Origin of the sequence: Lentzea sp. NEAU-D7 (assembly GCF_026242055.1) — a bacterium.
Classification (GTDB): domain Bacteria; phylum Actinomycetota; class Actinomycetes; order Mycobacteriales; family Pseudonocardiaceae; genus Lentzea.
The window spans coordinates 1-16,685 of the sequence record NZ_JAPJDL010000032.1; the positions used below are offsets into that span (position 1 = coordinate 1).

A 16,685-nucleotide genomic window follows, 5' to 3' on the forward strand; every position below is an offset into this window, starting at 1 on the left:
AAGTTCATGTCCGCCTGCGGCGTGAACGACCAGTCGCTGCACGGCACGGAGATCTTCGCCTCGCACGAGGCGCTGCTGCTCGACTACGAGCGCGCGCTGCTGCGCCTCGACACGACGGGCGACGAGCCCAAGCTGTACGACCTGTCGTCGCACTTCGTGTGGATCGGTGAGCGCACCCGCCAGCTCGACGGCGCGCACATCGCGTTCGCCGAGATGCTGGCGAACCCGATCGGTCTCAAGATCGGCCCGACGACGACGCCGGAGATGGCCGTCGAGTACGTCGAGCGCCTCGACCCGCACAACAAGCCGGGCCGCCTGACGCTCATCTCGCGCATGGGCAACCAGAAGGTGCGCGACGTGCTCCCCGCCATCGTCGAGAAGGTCGAGGCCAGCGGCCACAAGGTCATCTGGCAGTGCGACCCGATGCACGGCAACACGCACGAGTCGTCGACCGGCTACACGACCCGGCACTTCGACCGCATCGTCGACGAGGTCCAGGGCTTCTTCGAGGTGCACCGCCGTCTCGGCACGCACCCCGGCGGCATCCACATCGAGCTCACGGGTGAAGACGTCACCGAGTGCCTCGGCGGCGCCCAGGAGATCTCCGACGACGACCTCGCCGGCCGCTACGAGACGGCGTGCGACCCGCGCCTGAACACGCAGCAATCGCTCGAACTCGCGTTCCTCGTCGCCGAGATGCTGCGAACCGAGTTCCGTCTCCGGTACGACGCCCTCGTCGCCGAACCGCTCCGCCTGCACCAGGAGCACCCCTACCGGCGAACGTCCTGACCGGTCGGCCGCCGGCACTTGCTGGCCACCACCAGTGGCCCGCCGATGTTCTTCATCCCATCCGACAGGGCCGACTCCGGCCACCGAGCAACGCTCGCCCGAAGACATGAAGTCGGCGCACCGGCAGACTTCGACGTGACACGCCTCGTCCTCGACCGGATGGGAGTGATCGCCGCGAGCCTGGCCGCGGCGGCGCCGCCATGCACCGGTAACGCAACGTCGTCGGATTCGCTCAGCTCGGGACAGGAACGACCGAGGTCCGGAGAACCGCTCGACGGCCTCGCAGGTGGCCCCGGCGTTGGCGAGATCAGCTGGGTCACGTGATATGAGCCAACCGCCGAAGATGGCCAACGCGCCCGAGCCAGACAGCGCTTCGATCACCGCGCCGCGGCGCTATGGCCTGTCCTCAAAGCCCGAGGGCGGGGGTGGCCAGGTCGACGATGACTTGGCAGGACAGAGCGATCTTGTCACAGCGGGTGGCGATCGCGCGGAACTGCTGCAGTCGGTTGAAGCAGCGTTCGACGATGTTGCGGCGCTTGTAGATCACCGGATCGAACAACGGTGGACAGCCACCGGCCCGCCCCCGGTTGGCGCGTTGGTCACGGCGCGCGTTGCGGGCCGGCCGGGTCATGTCGGCGAGGACCACACGCCCGCCAGCACGGTCTCGAACATGGTGCAGTCGTTGATGTTTCCGCCGTTGTGCACCGTCGCCAGTGGTCAGCCGTGCCCATCGCATGGGGGATGGATCATGGTCGAGGTACCGCCCCGAGACCTGCCAGTAGCATGATCATCTGGTTCGGTCTGCCCGCCACACGACCCGCTCGTCCCCTATGTGAGCACACGTGCGGCGGGCAGGCGTCAACCGCGTGCCGATGACCTCGCACGATGACGGAATCGACCGAGACCTCACAGTCCAGCTCGTCGATCGCCCGCACCTTGAACACCAAGCATGATCAGGGCGCCATTGCGCAACCAGCGCCTGAACCGGTTGCAGACTGTCTTCCACAGCCCAGACCACTCCGGCAGATCACACCACGGCAACAACGGCTGCCACTGCTCATCAGTCAGCTCATGCCTGCGCACCACGACACAAGATCAAAGCACGTCAGGGCAACCAACCTTGAAAGACCGAGGCTAGACTGGTCCCAGGCTCCTGACCTGGCCGACGGGATCGTCGCCGGTCGGGACCAAGGCGATGATCGGCGTCGACAGACCACTGTCCACATAAGACTGTATCCGGTCGCGGCAGACCTCCGGCGCCCCGTGCACGACGAGGTCGTCGACCACCTCGTCGGGGATCAGCTCCAGCGCCTCGCGCCTGTCACCGCGGCTCCAGGCGTCGTGCATCGGCTTGAGCGCCTCACCCCGTCCGAGCCAGTCCTGGAAGGCGGCGTAGGCGGGCACGGTCAGGTAGCCCGCGACGAGTCGCCGGCCGAGCCGGCGCGCCAGCGCCCTATCGGTGGTGGGACAGACGAAGATTCGGGCCGCCAGCTCCACACCGTGACCGACCTCCTCCCGTATCCGGCACACGTCGCCGGGGGCGAGCCAGTTGGTGATCGCGCCGTCACCCTCCTTCGCGGCCAGCCGCAGCATTTCCGGCCTAAGGGCGGCCACCGCGATCGGCGGTACCGGATCCACCTGGTTCTCCAATCGGAAACCGTTGACCGAGAACGTCTCGTACGTCTCGGTCACCTTCTCGCCGCCCAACGCCGAACGCAGGAACCGCAGCGTGTCGCGAACCCTGCGGAGAGGTGTGGTGAACTCCGCGGCGTTCCACCCCTGCACGATCACCTTCGACGACGCGCCGATCCCCAGCACGAACCGGCCGGGTGCCAGCCCCGCGACGGTGGCCGCGTTCATCGCCAGGAGCGCCGGACCGCGGGTGTAGACGGACGCCACCGCGGTGCCCAGCCGTAGCTGCTCCGTCCACTGGGAGGCCAGTGCGAGCGGGGTGAAGGCGTCGGTGGCCGCCTTCTCGGAGGTCCAGACATCGGTGTACCCGAGGTCCGGGAGCTCCTCGACGATCCTGCGGTGCAGTGCGAGAGGTGTCCCGGGCAAAGGAATGGTGATCCCCCACCGGCTCATGTGCCCTCCTCGGGTTCCACCGAACTGTCCAGACGTTCGGCGTCCTCAGGACGTCGTGGCTCGGTCACTCGCCCGCGGCCGCCAGATCGGGTACAGCGACGGCCCGCCCCGCAAGGTGATCGCCTCGCCCAGCCGCACCTGGCCGAGCCGCTCGTACAACGCCAGGTTGCGCAGACAGCTGGCTTCGCCGTACACGCCCGCGTCCGCACCGTCGGCGAGGGCGAACTGGGCCTTCTTCAGCTTGGTCCCAAGTCCTTTCCCCTGCCGTCCGGGGACTGCGGAGAGATATGTTCCGTAGAGGTGTGGCGGGACGTTTCGCGGGTGGTTGTCGTTGAGCAGGTTCATAAACGCCACCGCCCGCTCGGCTTGGTCGCCAAGCCGTTCCTCCAGCAGGCCGATGAGTTCGGCGTGCTCCTCCGCGCTGGGCAGGACGGACGGCGGGTAGAACAGCGAGACGGCGCTGAAGTCCTCGATCTGGAGGGCGAGGCCGCCACCGGCGAACGTCGATTCCACGATCACCGTGAAGAACCGCCGATTGGCTTCCTCGCGGCTTTCGGGGTCGGGGAAGATCCAGGAGAACACGGGGTCGTCGTGGAAGGCTCGGGTGTAGACGTCGACCAGGGACTTGGTCTGGTCCTGGCGAACTTCTTCGATCATCGGCACGGTGTCATGTCCTCTCGGTCCGGAACAGGGGTCGGGGTGGTCATCACTTCGCCGGGGATGTCCGGTGCGCCGCCGCGTGTCGCGCGATCTCGGCATGGGTGGCCCACCAGACGCCGGTGTGGGCGGCGATGTGCGCCAGCAGCTCGTCCAGCACCTTGACGCGGGACCGGTGCCCGATGATGTGCGGGTGGAGCGCGAGGGTGAACAGGCCGCCCTCGGCGTGGGCCGCGTCGAACTCGTCCTGCCAGATGCGCAGGACTTCGCGCGGCGCAAGGACCTGCTTTCCCAGGGCGTCGTCGGGGAAGTAGGGGGCGTCGTCCCGGATCCAGGACACCGGGACCTCGGTCACCCCGGTCGCCTCGCCCCGGTGCACGAGTTCGTAGGGCTGGTCGTCGGCCATCAGCGACGAGTCGTACTCGAGTCCGAGCTCCTTGATGATCGGCAGCGTGTGCACCGTGAAGTCCCAGTACGGGGTCCGCAGGCCCACCGGCCGAACACCGGTCGCGGCCTCCAGCGCATCCGCGCTGCGCAGAGCGAGCTCCCGCTCCTGGTTCGCGGTCAGCTCACCGCACTTCTCGTGGATCCAGCCGTGTAGCCCGATCTCGTGTCCGTCGGCCTGTACCGCGGCGAGCCCCGCGGGGTCGAGCATGGTGGATACGACCGGGTAGAAGAACGTCGCGGGTGCGGAGTGCCGGCGAAGTGTCTCGAGAACCCGCGGCAGACCGACGCGCGCACCGTACTGGCCTTGTGCCAGGAGGCCCGGCCCCGTCTCGCCGCGGGAGAGGGGCAACGTCTCGTTGTCGACGTCGACCGAGATCGCGACGGCCACGCTCGCATTCCCCGGCCAGTTCTCCGGGACGAGCCGGACGCCCGCCTCCGCTTCGCCCACCGCGGCTTGCCATTGCCAATCCGCCCATTCCCAAGGTGAAGAACCCGCATTCGGCAAGTTTCAGGACCTTTCTCGCTCGAGCGGCACGGTGTCGGCGAACCTCGCCGCCGGAACTCACCGCCGGCAGGCGCCTACCGCTCCGGGAAGGTGTGATCACCCTCCGACCGGGATGCGAACGACGCTAGCCAGCTCGGCGGCGTCCGGACTGCGGAAGCCCGCAGTCCTGTTGCCGAACCGGGCACAGGCGCTGACCGTCACCAGGAAGATCCACTTCCACCAGCGGTAACGAGATCCCAACTCCCGCAACGAAGCTGGAGGGACGATCCACCGCCGCGGGAGGGCGGAGCACCTCCACTGCGGACACTGCGGTTGTCCACAGCGCGGATCCTCAGCGGTCGTGATCAGATCGGCGAACCATTTGAGACCGCGACCGGTCGTCAAGCGACGTGCTCCGGTCTCAGCTGAAAGGAGATGGCCAGCAGTGGGAGCAGGCAGCGCACAGGCACGTCCGGCCATCGATCTCGGCACCCGCCCGATGGCCGGTGGCGGTGCTCCACGCCGCAGCAGGTGCTCACGAGGTGCGTTCGTCGCCTTGCAGCAGGAAATCACCTCGCGCCACGGGGACCGCGGTCCCGCTCACCACAACGCGCTCGGGGTGCGCGCCCGCACCCCAGGCCGTCGCCGTCATGGTCGACGAGCGTCCCATCTCGACCCCTTGCCGAATCTCGATGCGGTCGCCGTAGGAGATCCTGCCGGTTCTAGCGAGGTGCACGGCGAGCGGACCGGCCGCCGAACCGGTTGCCGCGTCCTCGGCCACACCGTAGGCCGGCGAGAACATCCGCGCTCGCCACCGCAGCCCCTCCCCCGCGAAGCAGAAGGCGCTCATGTCCTGCAGGGTCGCGAGCACTCGCAGGTCCGGCGCGAGGTTGGAGAGTTCCTCGACGTCGCGCAAGGGGAACAGGACGTGCCGGGGCCCGTTCCGGTAGGCGTACACGGTCTCCTCCGCCGGACGAACTCCCAGCCCTGCCGAGAGGACCTCCAGGTGTTCGTAGGGTTCCCACACCGGGACGGGCTGCTTCATGCTCGCCGAGACCGTCCCGCCGGCTCCGCGCTCGAAGGTGAACTCGATGTCGCCCACGAGGGTCTCCATGACGAGGGACTCGCGGTAGGACTGGTGCGCAAGCGCGATCGCGGTCCCCAGCGTGGGATGCCCGGCGAAGGGCAGCTCGCACGTCGGGGTGAAGATCCGGACCCGCACGTCCCCGGATCCCCTGGCGGGCAGGACGAAGGTGGTCTCGGAGAGGTGGGTCTCCACAGCGATCGCCTGCATCTGCGCCGACGACAACCCCGATGCTGACAGCAGGACGGCGACCGGATTGCCCTCCAGAGGAGTTCCGGTGAACACGTCCATGATCACGTACGGGTACATGTCCGCGAGAGTACCGACCGCACCGCCGGCACGTGCCGGATCCGTTGCGGGGCTTGCTGAACAGCACACCACGACCGATGAAGCCATCACCCCAGGAGAGGCCATGTCCGACGGATCCGGCAGCGGGAACCCCTTCGCAGACGATGTGGAGCTGCGCCGCCGCAACCGAGCGGTGGTGGAGGAGTACCTGCGGGTGACCGAAGGGCCGGCCCGGCTGCAACGGCACCGCTTGTACGCCGAGGACGCCCGCGGAGGGTTGTGGACGACGGACACCGGGCAGCCGGCTGCGGTGCGCGGCCGGGAAAAGCTCGCCGACATGGCCGCGTGGTCGCTCGAATGTTTCCCCGACTGGAAGTGGACGAACGTCAAGATCTTCGAGACCCAGGACCCGAACCACTTCTGGGTCGAGTGCGACGGGGAGGGCCGGATCCTGTTCCCCGACTACCCTCCGGGCATCTACCGCAACCACTTCCTCCACTCCTTCAAGCTCCGCGACGGTGAGATCACCGAGCTGCGGGAGTTCATGAACCCGTGTGAGCAGATGCGTGCGTTGGGGATCGAGGTCCCGCTGGTCACCAGGGGCGGGATCCCGGAGTAGAGACGTGGTTGAGGTCGTAGTGCTGGGCTCCGGCGCCGCCGGGCTCGCCGCCGCGCTCGCCGCGAGAGCGGCCGGCGCCGAGGTGACGCTCGCCGAGGCGACGTCGACGGTCGGGGGCACCACCGCTTTGTCGAGTGGTGCGGTGTGGATTCCGGGCAACCATGTGGACGTCCGCGGCCCTGCCGTGGACAGCGTCGAACAGGCGCGTCTGCACCTGGAGTCGCTCGCCGTCGGGGACATCTCGCGGGTACTTCTGGAAAGCTACCTCGTCAACGCTCCCCTGGTGGCGCAACGACTGGAAGCCACCACCGCGCTGCGCTGGCAACCGCTGCCCTACCCGGACTGCCATCGGGAGCTACCCGGTGGAATGGGGCGAGGGGTGCGGTCGCTGGAGCCGTTGCCACTCGTGGTGCCCTCCTCCGTTTCCGCGCTCGTGCGCTCCCCGTTGCCGTGGCGACCACCGTTGACCGTGACGGAGATGGTCACCGGTGCGGCCACGCCCGAGCTGGTGAGGGAGCGGTCGCGCACCGGGACGCTGGTGGGCGGACAGGCGATGGTCGCCGCGCTCTTGCATGCGGCCCTGGAAGCCGGTGTCGACGTGCGGACCTCGACGAGGGTGACCGACTGGTCGCCCGACGGCGTCGTCGTCGACGGCGGAAAACGCCGCCGGGCCAGGGTCGTCGTGGCCACCGGCGGTTTCGAACGGGACCCTGCTCTGGTGAGGACGTTCCTGCGCGCTCCGGTGCGCGGGCTGATCGGCGCACCGGGCTCACGGGGTGACGGGCTGCGGCTGGCGATGGCCGCGGGAGCGGCGCTCGGCACCATGTCCGAGGCGTGGTGGTGTCCTGCCCTCCGCGTTCCCGGCGACGAGATCGACGGAGAGCCCGTGTACCGGATGTTGTTCGCCGAGCGCGCCAGGCCCGGCGTGATCATGGTCGACCGGCGCGGGCGCCGGTTCACCAACGAGGCCCAGAACTACAACGACGTCGGCAGGGCGATGCACGGTTTCTCCGCACAGGACTTCCGGTTCGAGGCCGATCCCTCCTGGATGGTCTTCGACGCCGAGGTCCGTGACCGGTATCCCATCGTTTCCATGCGTCCCGGTGACCCGGAGCCCAGATGGTTGCTGCGGGCGTCCACCACCGCCGGGCTCGCGGACCTCATGGGCGTGCCACCGGAGACGTTCGTCGACACCGTCGACCGCTTCAACGCGAGTGCGCAAGCCGGTTCGGACCCGGAGTTCGGCCGAGGCCGGGGAGAGTACGACAGCGCGGGCGGGGAGTTCACCCTGCGGCCGTTGAGCGAGCCGCCGTACTACGCGGTCGCGGTGCACGCCGGCCTCGGCGGCACCAAAGGAGGGCCGAGGACCGACGAGCGGGGCCGGGTGGTACATGTGGACGGTTCGGTGGTCCCCGGGCTCTACGCGGCGGGCAACGCCGCGGCGAGCCCCTTCGGGATGGCGTACCCCGGTACCGGAACGACCCTGGGGCAGGCACTCACGTTCGGCGACTCAGCCGGCCGCGCCGCGGCCACCGACTGAGCAGCGGGCCGGGACCGGTGGCGCCAGCAACGACGACGCGACGTGGCCGAGGATCTCCGGACCGTCCAGTGTCAGCACGGATTCGGGGTGGAACTGCAAGGAGGCGAAGGTGTTCCCGCGCAACGCGTGCACCTCGCCGGTGCGGTGATCTCGAACGACCTCCACGGGACCGTCCAGCAGCGGGTGGCGCAGCAGGTCTGCTGTGGACACCGCGCTGAACGTGTTGTAGAAGCCGACCGTACGCCGGGTGCCGAACAAAGTGATCTCACGCTGTTCGCCCTGACTCGGTGTTCTCCTCCTCTCGACACGCAGGCCCAGCAGCGCCGAGAGGATCTGGTGGCTCAGGCACACCGACAGCAGCGGCGTCCTGGTGTTCAGCACTGTTCTGGTCCAGGCGCGCAACGCCCGCACCCTCGGGCATCCGCGGTCGAGCGGGTCGCCGGGGCCGGGACCGAGAACCACGAGGTCGAACCCGTTCACGTCGACCACGTCGCTGTGCCGGCGGATGACCGGGTCCAGCCCCAGAGCCGACAGCTGAACGCACAGCATCGCCGTGAAGCCGTCTTCGGCATCCACCACGAGCACCCTGCGTCCAGCCAGCACGAGGTTCACCTCCTTGCGCTCCTCCGGGGGCCGCCGCCAGAACGCCGAAAGGCGCTCCGCTCGCCGCGACAGCGCACGCACCACCGCGGGATGTCCCGACAACCCCTGGACAGCGACGGGTGAGCCGTTCCGCGGGCCAGGGCCGCCGGTTCCCAGTGCTGAGAGCAGACCGGCGATCTTGACGTGCGTCTCACCGACCTCGGTCTCCGGATCGGAGTGCCGCACCAGCGTGGCGCCGACGCCGGCGCGCAGCCGCCCGCCCGCATCGATCTCCGCTGCTCGGATGAAGATCGCGGAGTCGACCTCCACCTCCCCCGCCGGACCGGTCTCGATCAGCGCGAGGACGCCCGAGTAGTAGCCACGCCCCTCGGTCTCGCAGCCGGCGATCACGTCGAAGGCGCTCCGCACCGGGCTCCCGACGACCGTGGGGGCGAACATGGTCGCACCCAGCTGCTCCCTGGGGTCCAGGTCGCTGCGTCCGGTGACCAGGTACTCGGTGTGCGCGAGCCGGGTCATCTCCCGCAGCCGCGGACCGCTCACCACGCCACCTGACGGGCACAGTGCGGCCATCATCTTCAACTCCTCGTCCAGCACCATGTTCAGCTCGTCGATCTCCTTGCCGTCGGCCAGGAACCGGAGCAACCCCGGCAGAGCCGGGCCCTGCGGGGGATACCGGTACGTGCCGCTGATGGGGTTCATCACGGCGGTACCCGCGGACGAGCCCAGATGCAGTTCCGGACTGGCACCGACGAACGTGCGTTCGCCGGTGTGCACGAGGAAGGTCCAGTGCGCTCCCTGTTCAGCCGTGAGCAGACGGGAGAAGATCGACAGCGCGGTTCGAAGCGAGTAGCCGGGCAGGTCCGCGGTGAAGGTGCGCTTCACCACGAAGTTGGAGCCGTGACCCCGCCCGATCTTCTCGGTCAGCACCGTGCGCACGACCTCGGCGTACTCCTGGTCGTCGAGGTCGAAGCCGGCGTTGGTCAGCTCGACGTCGTCGTCGGGCAGCGCGAGAACGGCGTCGGCCGGCTTTGCGCGCGTTCGGTCCACGACCCGCAATGTGATCAGCGGAGCGTCGTCGTCGATGCACGGGAGACCCGCCTCGGCGAGCTGCCGGTACGGAACGACCACGAGGACGTCCTCCTCCGGCCGCAACGGGATGTTTTCCAGTAGATCGGTTTCTTGTGACGAACCTCGCAACAGCTCGACGAAATTCCCCTGAGCAGGCCGGTACAGCAGCGCGAACGGCCGCGGACGCGAGCTCGACAATCCGCCGATCAGTTCCTCGAAAGCCGCATCCACGTCTTCCCTCCATTCCGGCGACACATCCAGGACACCGTGCGCTTCTCCTGATCGGGTGTAACATGCTGGCACCCGAAACTTTCGTGGATCTGACCGGTGTCCAGTGCGCTTGACGGACCGCTGGATTGTCTAAAATGAGGTACCGTGTCCATACCCACCATTTCTCCGTATTCGATGCCGGACCGGAGCGAACTCCCCGGCGACGTCGTCGACTGGCGTCCTTCGGCCAACCGCGCCGCGCTGCTCATTCATGACATGCAGAACTTCTTCGTCAATTTCTTCCCCGAGGCGCAGTCACCGAGAACGCACCTGCTCGACAACGTCGTCCGGTTGCGACGGCGGTGCGCCGAGCTCGGCATCCCGGTGTGGTACACCGCGCAGCCAGGCCGTATGACCGCTGAGCAGCGAGGTCTGCTCAAGGACATCTGGGGTCCCGGCATGACCAGCGGGCCGGAGGACGCCGCGATCGTCACCGTCTTGAGCCCGGGAAAGGACGACCGGGTGCTCACCAAGTGGCGGTACAGCGCTTTTCACGGGTCGGCACTGCTCGAAGAACTGGCAGAACGCGAACGCGATCAGCTCATCATTTGCGGCGTTTATGCGCACGTGGGATGCCTGGCCACGGCGACGGACGCCTACGCCAACGACATCCAGCCTTTTCTGGTCTCCGACGCGATCGCGGACTTCACGCTGGAGTACCACCGTCTCGCGATCAGCTACGCTTCCCGGCTCTGCGCAGCGACTCCAGAAACCGACACAGTGCTCGCGGACCTCTCGTCCACTGCGACCTGACCGGTTCACGGCGTTCACCGCCCTGAATCGATTTTCCAACAACCGCCTTCCGGGCGGGAACAGTTGAACCAGATGCGCCGCTTCTCTCTTCTCACGGGCAACGGGGCTCGTCGAGCGGGATCGTGGTGCCCGCTCCGCCGAACAGCTCCATCGTGGTCCGCGACGGCTTCGGCCACACTGTGGAAAACCGCACCGACAGACGGCCGCGTCCGCCTCGGGCGTACCAAAAGGGTGTTCAGGCCCTCGCCCGGCACCCTCCACTTGGTCCGTCCCGAAAGGACGAACCGGTGGTTGCGTGACGTGAGCCGGGAAGCCCGGACCGGCATGGAAGGCCTGTGGCACCTGTTCGTGCTCGGCTACCGCGACACCGGGTTCGTCGCCTGCGCGCTCGCCGTGGCGTTGCCGTTGCTGATCGCCCGCAGCCTGTGGCGGGCCCTCGCGGTCTCGGCCGCGCTGTCGTTCGTCGCGCTCGGTTGCCTGCTGCTGATCTCGGCCGTCACCGGCTTGTGAGCCTCGGCCGTCGCGGCTTCCGGCCTGCGGCACGACCACCTCATCGTGCCGCAGGCGCCTTTCCCACTGGATCGGACCTCGATGCGGCTCCAGGTCGTTCTCCTGCCGTCACGAGCTCAACGTGCCACCGCCGTGGCGAGGTAGCGCGTCAGGGCCGCCGGTGTGGGGTGGGTCCAGAGGATGCCGGCGGGTAGCTCGATTCCGGTGCTGTGCTGGAGCTTCCCCCGGATGGCGATGCCCATGACCGAGTCCAGGCCGATGTCGGAGAACGGCCGTTCGGGTTCGATCCGGTGTTCCGGCACACCGGTTTCGGCCGCCACCACGCTGCGGATCACGGCCATCGCCGCGTCGGCCACCTCGTTCGCGGGCAGGTCGCGCAGGAGGGTGACCGGCTCGGTCGCCGTTCCCTCGCGCGGCTCGCCGTTCTGGGGGTCGCGGACGTGTTCGAACAGCGCGCGGCGTCCTCCCGGCGGCGGCGTGGTCGGCCTGACCACCAGCGCGTAGCCGTCGTCTGTGGTATGCAGGCAGTTCCACACGCGCAGCGCCTCGGACGGGGTGATGTCACCGAAGCCCTGGGCCTGCATGCTTTGGAGTCCGTCGGCGCTGAGCTTGCCCATGCCGGTGTCGCGCCAGACCGTCCAGGCGATGGAGGTGGTGTTCCCGCCTTGGTGCCGCCGGTGTGCGGCCAGGCCGTCCAGGAACGAGTTGGCGGCGGCGTAGGCGGTGCAGCCGGGTAGCACGACCAGCGGTGCGGTGGAGGAGAACAGCACCATCTCGTCGATGCTGCCGGGCGGGAACAGCTCGTGCAGGACCAGCGCCCCGCGCACCTTGGCGTGCAGCGTCTCCCGGATCGAGTCCTCGTCCAGGTCGTCCACTAGGCGGCCGTGCACGGCTCCGGCCGTGTGGACCACGCCCGCGATGGGCGGCATGTGGAGGGAATCGGGCGTCAGCACCGCACGAGCGGCGGTGGCGTCGGTCACGTCGAGGGCGATCGGGAGGACCGTCACGCCCTGGCTTTCGAGCTCCTCGACAACGCTGATGGCGCGCCGGGTCGCTTCGTCGTGCTGCCCTTTCCAGGTCGACCGCACGGGCAGCCCTCGCCTGCTGGTCAGCACCAGCCGGCGGGCTCCCCGCGAGACCAGGTGCCGCGCCGCCTCCAGGCCGAGGGCTCCGAGACCGCCGGTCACCAGGTAGGTGGCGTCGGACCGCAAGCTCACCGGCGGGGTCTGGCCGCGATCCGGACGGGGCACGACGCGACCGGCGAGCAGCCTGCCGTTGCGGATGACCAGCCAGTCCTCGGCGGGGGGACTGGCGAGGACATGCGCCACCAGGTCGAACGCGGCGTCACCGGCGCCTTCCTCCAGGTCCAGCACGCCACCGCGCAGCTCCGGGTGCTCGGAGGCGATCACCCTCGCCGCTCCCCACAGGGGCCGGTGCGTGAGTCCGGACGGGATTTCGCAGTCCAGGGCTTCGCGGGTGACGACCCACAATCTGGTCCCAGGCCGGCCGGCCTCGACCGCGGACCGGGTCACGTCGACGAGCTCGGTCAGGAGGCGGACGGTGGCGTCGTACTCGTGTCCCGGTCCGGCGGACGGCGCCAGGTACACCACGTGGTGGGGCGCGTCGCCCGCGGGCGGGGAGACGTCCTGAGCTGCTTTGACGAGCGTGCACCGCAGGCCGGCTCGCACGAGGCGTTCCGCGAGCCGTTCCGCGGTCACCGAGGGTTCGGTCGAGACCAGCGTGACCGCGCCCGCGGGCGTCTCGGCGGCTGGGAGCTCCAGCGGCTGCCAGGACAGCCCGTGCAGGAAGGTCCTCGGATCGGCGAGCACCGTCTGGTCCGCGTCGAGAACGCCGAACCGGAGTCCGGTCACCCTGGCCACCAACTGCCCGTCGTCCCCGCGCAGGTCCAGGTCGATGACGTCGACGGTGCCGCCGCGCAGCCGGGCGACCAGGTGGACCGAGGACGGAGCGGGACCGGTCCACTCGACCGACTCGACAGAAGCGGGCATGCGGAAGATGCCTTGCCGGGCCAGCGGCAGCGAGGACAACGTGGTGGCGGCGTCGAGGACCACCGCCCAGTGCGGCGTCCGACCGGGCGTCGAGACGGTCGCGCGCACCACCTCGTCGTCGTGGCGGAGGTGGTCGACCTGCCAGTCGAAGGCCAGTCCCGACACGCCCAGCGGCCGGAGCAGGTCGAGCACCTCGTCGGAGCCGACGGGAACCGCCGGGTCCGCGGCCACCTCGCTCGAGTCGGCGCGCAGCGTGCCGGCACCGCCGTCTCGAGCGGAGGTGTGCGTGGTCCAGGAGGTTTCCTCGGACGCCTCCTGCAGGCGGGAGGAGAGCACCGCCCTGCCGTCCTGGCAGACGACCTGGACGGCGCGGTCCTGCTCGGCCGGCAGGGGTGTGCGCAGCACGATGTCACGCAGGTGGCGCGGCGCGTCTGCGTCGCCCCCGAGGGCGTCGGCGAGGGTGCAGAACAGCACGGCAGCGGGAACGATGTCGACGCCGTGCACGGTGTGCGGAGCGTCGTACGGCCTGTTCTCGGGCGACAGGGTCGTCTGCCACACGGCCGAGGGCGGCACGGTCGCGGCACTCAGCCGGGAACCGAGCAGGGTGAAAGATCGGGGGTCGTGACCACCCGTGCCTCGGTCGGCGGGCGCTTCGGGAAGCCAGTACCGGTCGTGCTGCCAAGCCGTGCGCGGCAACGCGACCGCTGCCGAGCGCGGCCAGTGCGCCCGCCAGTCGACCCGGACTCCGGCACAGTGCAGCCTGCCCAGCTGTCCGGTCATCTCCGCGAGCGCCGGCTGCGCGCGACGCAGCGAGTGCGCGGCGGTGACCGCGGGAACGGACAGCGACTCCGCGATCTGGGCGATGTTGTGGACGACGACGGGATGCGGTGAGACCTCCAGGAAGTGGCGGTGTCCGTCCTGGACCGCCGCTTCCACCCCCGCCGCGAACCGCACGGGACGCCTGAGGTTCTGCTGCCAGTAACCGGAATCGCGCGGCGCGTCGGAGCGCGGGTCGTCCAAGATCGTGCCGTACAGCCGCAAGGACGGTGCGCCGGTCGACAGCCCGAGCATGGCGACGCCGAGGTCGTCGACGAGCTCGTCCATGTGCGAGCTGTGGAAGGCGACGTCGGAAGCGATGCGGCGGACCACGCGGCCCTCACCGGCCAGCACGGTCGCGCACTCCTCCACCGCGGCCGCGTCTCCCGCCAGCACGGACCACCCGCGAGCCGGTTCGATCGCCGCCGACAGGGCGGGGTCGCCAGCGAGCCGTTCTTCCAGCTCCCCGAACGGCACCTCGAGCAGGACCATCGCACCCCGGCCGGCCACGGTCCCGAGCAGTGCCGCACGACGACAGGCGAACCGGGCAGCGTCCTCCGCGCTCCACACCCCCGCGGTCACCGCCGCGGCGATCTCCCCCATCGAGTGGCCGAGCGCCGCCACCGGTTCGACGCCCCAGGACCGCCACACCTCGGCGAGGCCCAGGTGCATGGCGAACAACGTCGCCTGGATGCGGTCCGTCCTCGTGCTGTCCCCTTCGTCGAGTTCGGTGATCAGCGAGTACCCGGCCTCTTCGCGGAAGATCGGGTCGAGCCGCTCGCACAGGGCCGCGAACGGCTCGTTCGACCGGAGCAGCTCACGTCCCATGCCCGCCCACTGCGAACCGTGCCCGGAGAAGACGAACACCGGCCCCGCAGCCTGCTCGGTCGCCCGGCCGTGCACCACTCCCGGCACCTTCCCGGTCGCGGACCACGCCCGCAGGCGATCGACCGCCTCACCGCGGTCACAGGCGACCACGGCGGTCCGCCACGGCAGATGCGACCTGTGCAACGCCAGCGTGGCCGCCACCGCCTCGACGTCCTGCTCCCCTGCCTCCAGCGCGTCCGCGAGCCTCGCCGCCGTCGGCGCGAGCGCCTCTTCGGTGGCGGCGGACAGGACGAGCAGCGACGGACCATCGGTGATGCCTCGCTCCACGTGCGGTTCCAGCGGGTCGCCTTCCGCGAGGCAGACGTGCGCGATGGTGCCCCCGTAGCCGAAGCTGGACACACCGGCCAGCTTCGGTTTGCCGGCGATCTCGGGCCAGGGGGTCGGCTCGGCCACCACCCTGATCGACCGCTCCGCTTCGACCGCGGGGTTGACACCGTCCCGCGCTCCGACCGTGGGTGGGAGAACACCGGCGCGCATGGCCAGCACCGTTTTGATGATGCCGACCACTCCGGCACCCGCCTCGAGGTGCCCCACGTTGCCCTTCACCGACCCGATGAGCAGGGGTGAGTCAGGCGTCCTGCCTTCCCCGAGGACGGCCGCGGCCGCGGCCGCCTCCACCGGATCACCGAGAGGGGTGCCGGTGCCGTGCGCTTCCAGGTAGTCCACAGAGGACGGATCGATGCCTGCTTGCGCGTAGACGGACCGGAGCATCTCCTGCTGCGCGATGCCGTTGGGCGCCATGATCCCGTTCGTGCGACCGTCCTGCCGAACCGTGCTGGCGCGAACCACGGCCAGGACATTGTCGCCGTCGCGCCGGGCGTGGTCCAGCCTCTTGAGCACCACCACACCAGCGCCCTCGCCCCGCCCGTACCCGTCGGCCGAGGCGGAGAACGGCTTGCTCCTGCCGTCGGCCGCCAGCGCTCCCGATGCTCCTAGCGACAGGGTCTGGGCGGGTGCGGCGATCAGGTTCACCCCGCCCGCGATCACGACGTCGCACTCGCCGGAGAGCAGCGCCTGCCGTCCGAAGTGGACCGCCGCGAGCGAGGACGAACACGCCGAGTCCAGCGCCAGGCTCGGACCACGCAGGTCGAGGAAGTACGAAACCCGGTTCGCGACAGCGCAGTAGGCCCCGCCGATGCTGCTCCACGGCCCGATCCTCTCAGGATCGCTCAGCAACATCTGCCCGTACTCACCACCACCCACACCGATCAGCACCGCGGCGTTGGTACCGGCGAGCGACAAAGGCGGAATCCCGGCGTGTTCCAGTGCCTCCCACACCACCTCCAGCATCAGACGCTGCTGCGGGTCCATCAGAACCGCTTCTTTCGGTGTGACACCGAAGAACTCGGCATCGAAGCCCGCGGCGTCCTCCAAGTACGCGGCGCGGCTGACGGCCCGGTTCACCGCGGCGGCGGCCGCGGGACCGTGTGCCCGATACGACGACCACCGGTCGTGGGGAACGTTCCCGACCTCACTGCGTGCCGCGATCAAGCCGGCCCAGAAGTCCGCCGGTTCACAGATGCCACCAGCCAACCGCAGGCCCAGACCCACGACGGCGACGTCGTTGTCAGGGCTACCAGAACTCGAACGCGTCATTGCTACCTCACAGATTTCGGTCAAGCCGCCTCCACCTCACGGGATCTCCCGGCCAGCTCCAGGAGCCGGCCGCAGGGCGGATGCGGCCGGGCGATGATGACGAGCGCGGAGCCCACCGGCGCGACGACATCAGCCGCCGGGCCGGTGGGGCCGGGCATCCGGTTGGTGCCGGATTCCGT

The 16,685-nt window shown here is 69.4% G+C and carries 10 protein-coding genes and 2 pseudogenes; 5 read left to right on the top strand and 7 right to left on the bottom strand.

The window, feature by feature from the left end; genetic code table 11:
- Positions 1-705, top strand: a pseudogene (locus tag ORI60_RS40830) (3-deoxy-7-phosphoheptulonate synthase); the annotation flags it as partial.
- A gap of 490 nt (positions 706-1,195) precedes the next feature.
- On the opposite strand, the pseudogene ORI60_RS44850 reads toward ORI60_RS40830, so the two are convergent.
- The 5 genes and pseudogenes from ORI60_RS44850 to ORI60_RS40855 all read right to left on the bottom strand — a co-directional run bounded on the left by ORI60_RS44850 (position 1,196) and on the right by ORI60_RS40855 (position 5,855).
- Positions 1,196-1,875: pseudogene (locus tag ORI60_RS44850) on the bottom strand (hypothetical protein).
- A 48-nt stretch (positions 1,876-1,923) separates the two neighbouring features.
- Entirely contained in the window at positions 1,924-2,874 is a 951-nt protein-coding gene (locus ORI60_RS40840; protein WP_266043370.1) for an LLM class F420-dependent oxidoreductase, read from the bottom strand.
- 45 nt (positions 2,875-2,919) lie between these two features.
- The gene (locus ORI60_RS40845; RefSeq protein ID WP_266043371.1) at positions 2,920-3,531 is read right to left on the bottom strand and encodes a GNAT family N-acetyltransferase; all 612 of its coding nucleotides are present in this window, start codon (positions 3,529-3,531) and stop codon (positions 2,920-2,922) included.
- Between the two features lie 49 nt (positions 3,532-3,580).
- Entirely contained in the window at positions 3,581-4,426 is an 846-nt protein-coding gene (locus tag ORI60_RS40850; protein ID WP_266043372.1) for a polysaccharide deacetylase family protein, read from the bottom strand.
- Positions 4,427-4,997: 571 nt separating this feature from the next.
- A complete protein-coding gene (locus ORI60_RS40855; RefSeq protein WP_266043373.1) occupies positions 4,998-5,855 on the bottom strand; it encodes a PhzF family phenazine biosynthesis protein in 858 nt (285 codons plus the stop codon).
- Between the two features lie 103 nt (positions 5,856-5,958).
- On the opposite strand from ORI60_RS40855, the gene ORI60_RS40860 reads away from it, so the two are divergent.
- Both ORI60_RS40860 and ORI60_RS40865 read left to right on the top strand, forming a co-directional pair.
- Positions 5,959-6,453, top strand: a complete 495-nt coding sequence (locus ORI60_RS40860; protein WP_266043374.1) for a PhzA/PhzB family protein — start codon at positions 5,959-5,961, stop codon at positions 6,451-6,453.
- Positions 6,454-6,457: 4 nt separating this feature from the next.
- On the top strand, positions 6,458-7,993 hold the full coding sequence (locus ORI60_RS40865) for an FAD-dependent oxidoreductase (RefSeq protein WP_266043375.1): 1,536 nt from the start codon (positions 6,458-6,460) through the stop codon (positions 7,991-7,993).
- Here the strand turns inward: ORI60_RS40865 and ORI60_RS40870 are convergent.
- Positions 7,964-9,895, bottom strand: a complete 1,932-nt coding sequence (locus tag ORI60_RS40870) for an anthranilate synthase family protein (protein WP_266043376.1) — start codon at positions 9,893-9,895, stop codon at positions 7,964-7,966. The genes ORI60_RS40865 and ORI60_RS40870 overlap by 30 nt on opposite strands.
- 144 nt (positions 9,896-10,039) lie before the next feature.
- Here ORI60_RS40870 and ORI60_RS40875 point away from each other — a divergent pair, with 144 nt between their 5' ends.
- Together ORI60_RS40875 and ORI60_RS40880 are read left to right on the top strand one after the other, a co-directional pair.
- Complete coding sequence (locus ORI60_RS40875) at positions 10,040-10,687, top strand: isochorismatase family protein (RefSeq protein WP_266043377.1); 648 nt, start codon at positions 10,040-10,042, stop codon at positions 10,685-10,687.
- Between the two features lie 300 nt (positions 10,688-10,987).
- Complete coding sequence (locus ORI60_RS40880) at positions 10,988-11,197, top strand: hypothetical protein (protein WP_266043378.1); 210 nt, start codon at positions 10,988-10,990, stop codon at positions 11,195-11,197.
- Positions 11,198-11,313: 116 nt separating this feature from the next.
- On the opposite strand, the gene ORI60_RS40885 is transcribed toward ORI60_RS40880, so the two are convergent.
- Positions 11,314-16,530, bottom strand: coding sequence for a type I polyketide synthase (locus ORI60_RS40885; protein WP_266043379.1), 5,217 nt, complete (start codon positions 16,528-16,530; stop codon positions 11,314-11,316).
- Positions 16,531-16,685: the final 155 nt, after the last annotated feature.

Coding starts and splice junctions, on each gene's coding strand:
- ORI60_RS40855 (WP_266043373.1), bottom strand. CDS start 5,855: ATGTACCCGTACGTGATCATGGACGTGTTCACCGGAACTCCTCTGGAG.
- ORI60_RS40845 (WP_266043371.1), bottom strand. CDS start 3,531: ATGATCGAAGAAGTTCGCCAGGACCAGACCAAGTCCCTGGTCGACGTC.
- ORI60_RS40840 (WP_266043370.1), bottom strand. CDS start 2,874: ATGAGCCGGTGGGGGATCACCATTCCTTTGCCCGGGACACCTCTCGCA.
- ORI60_RS40860 (WP_266043374.1), top strand. CDS start 5,959: ATGTCCGACGGATCCGGCAGCGGGAACCCCTTCGCAGACGATGTGGAG.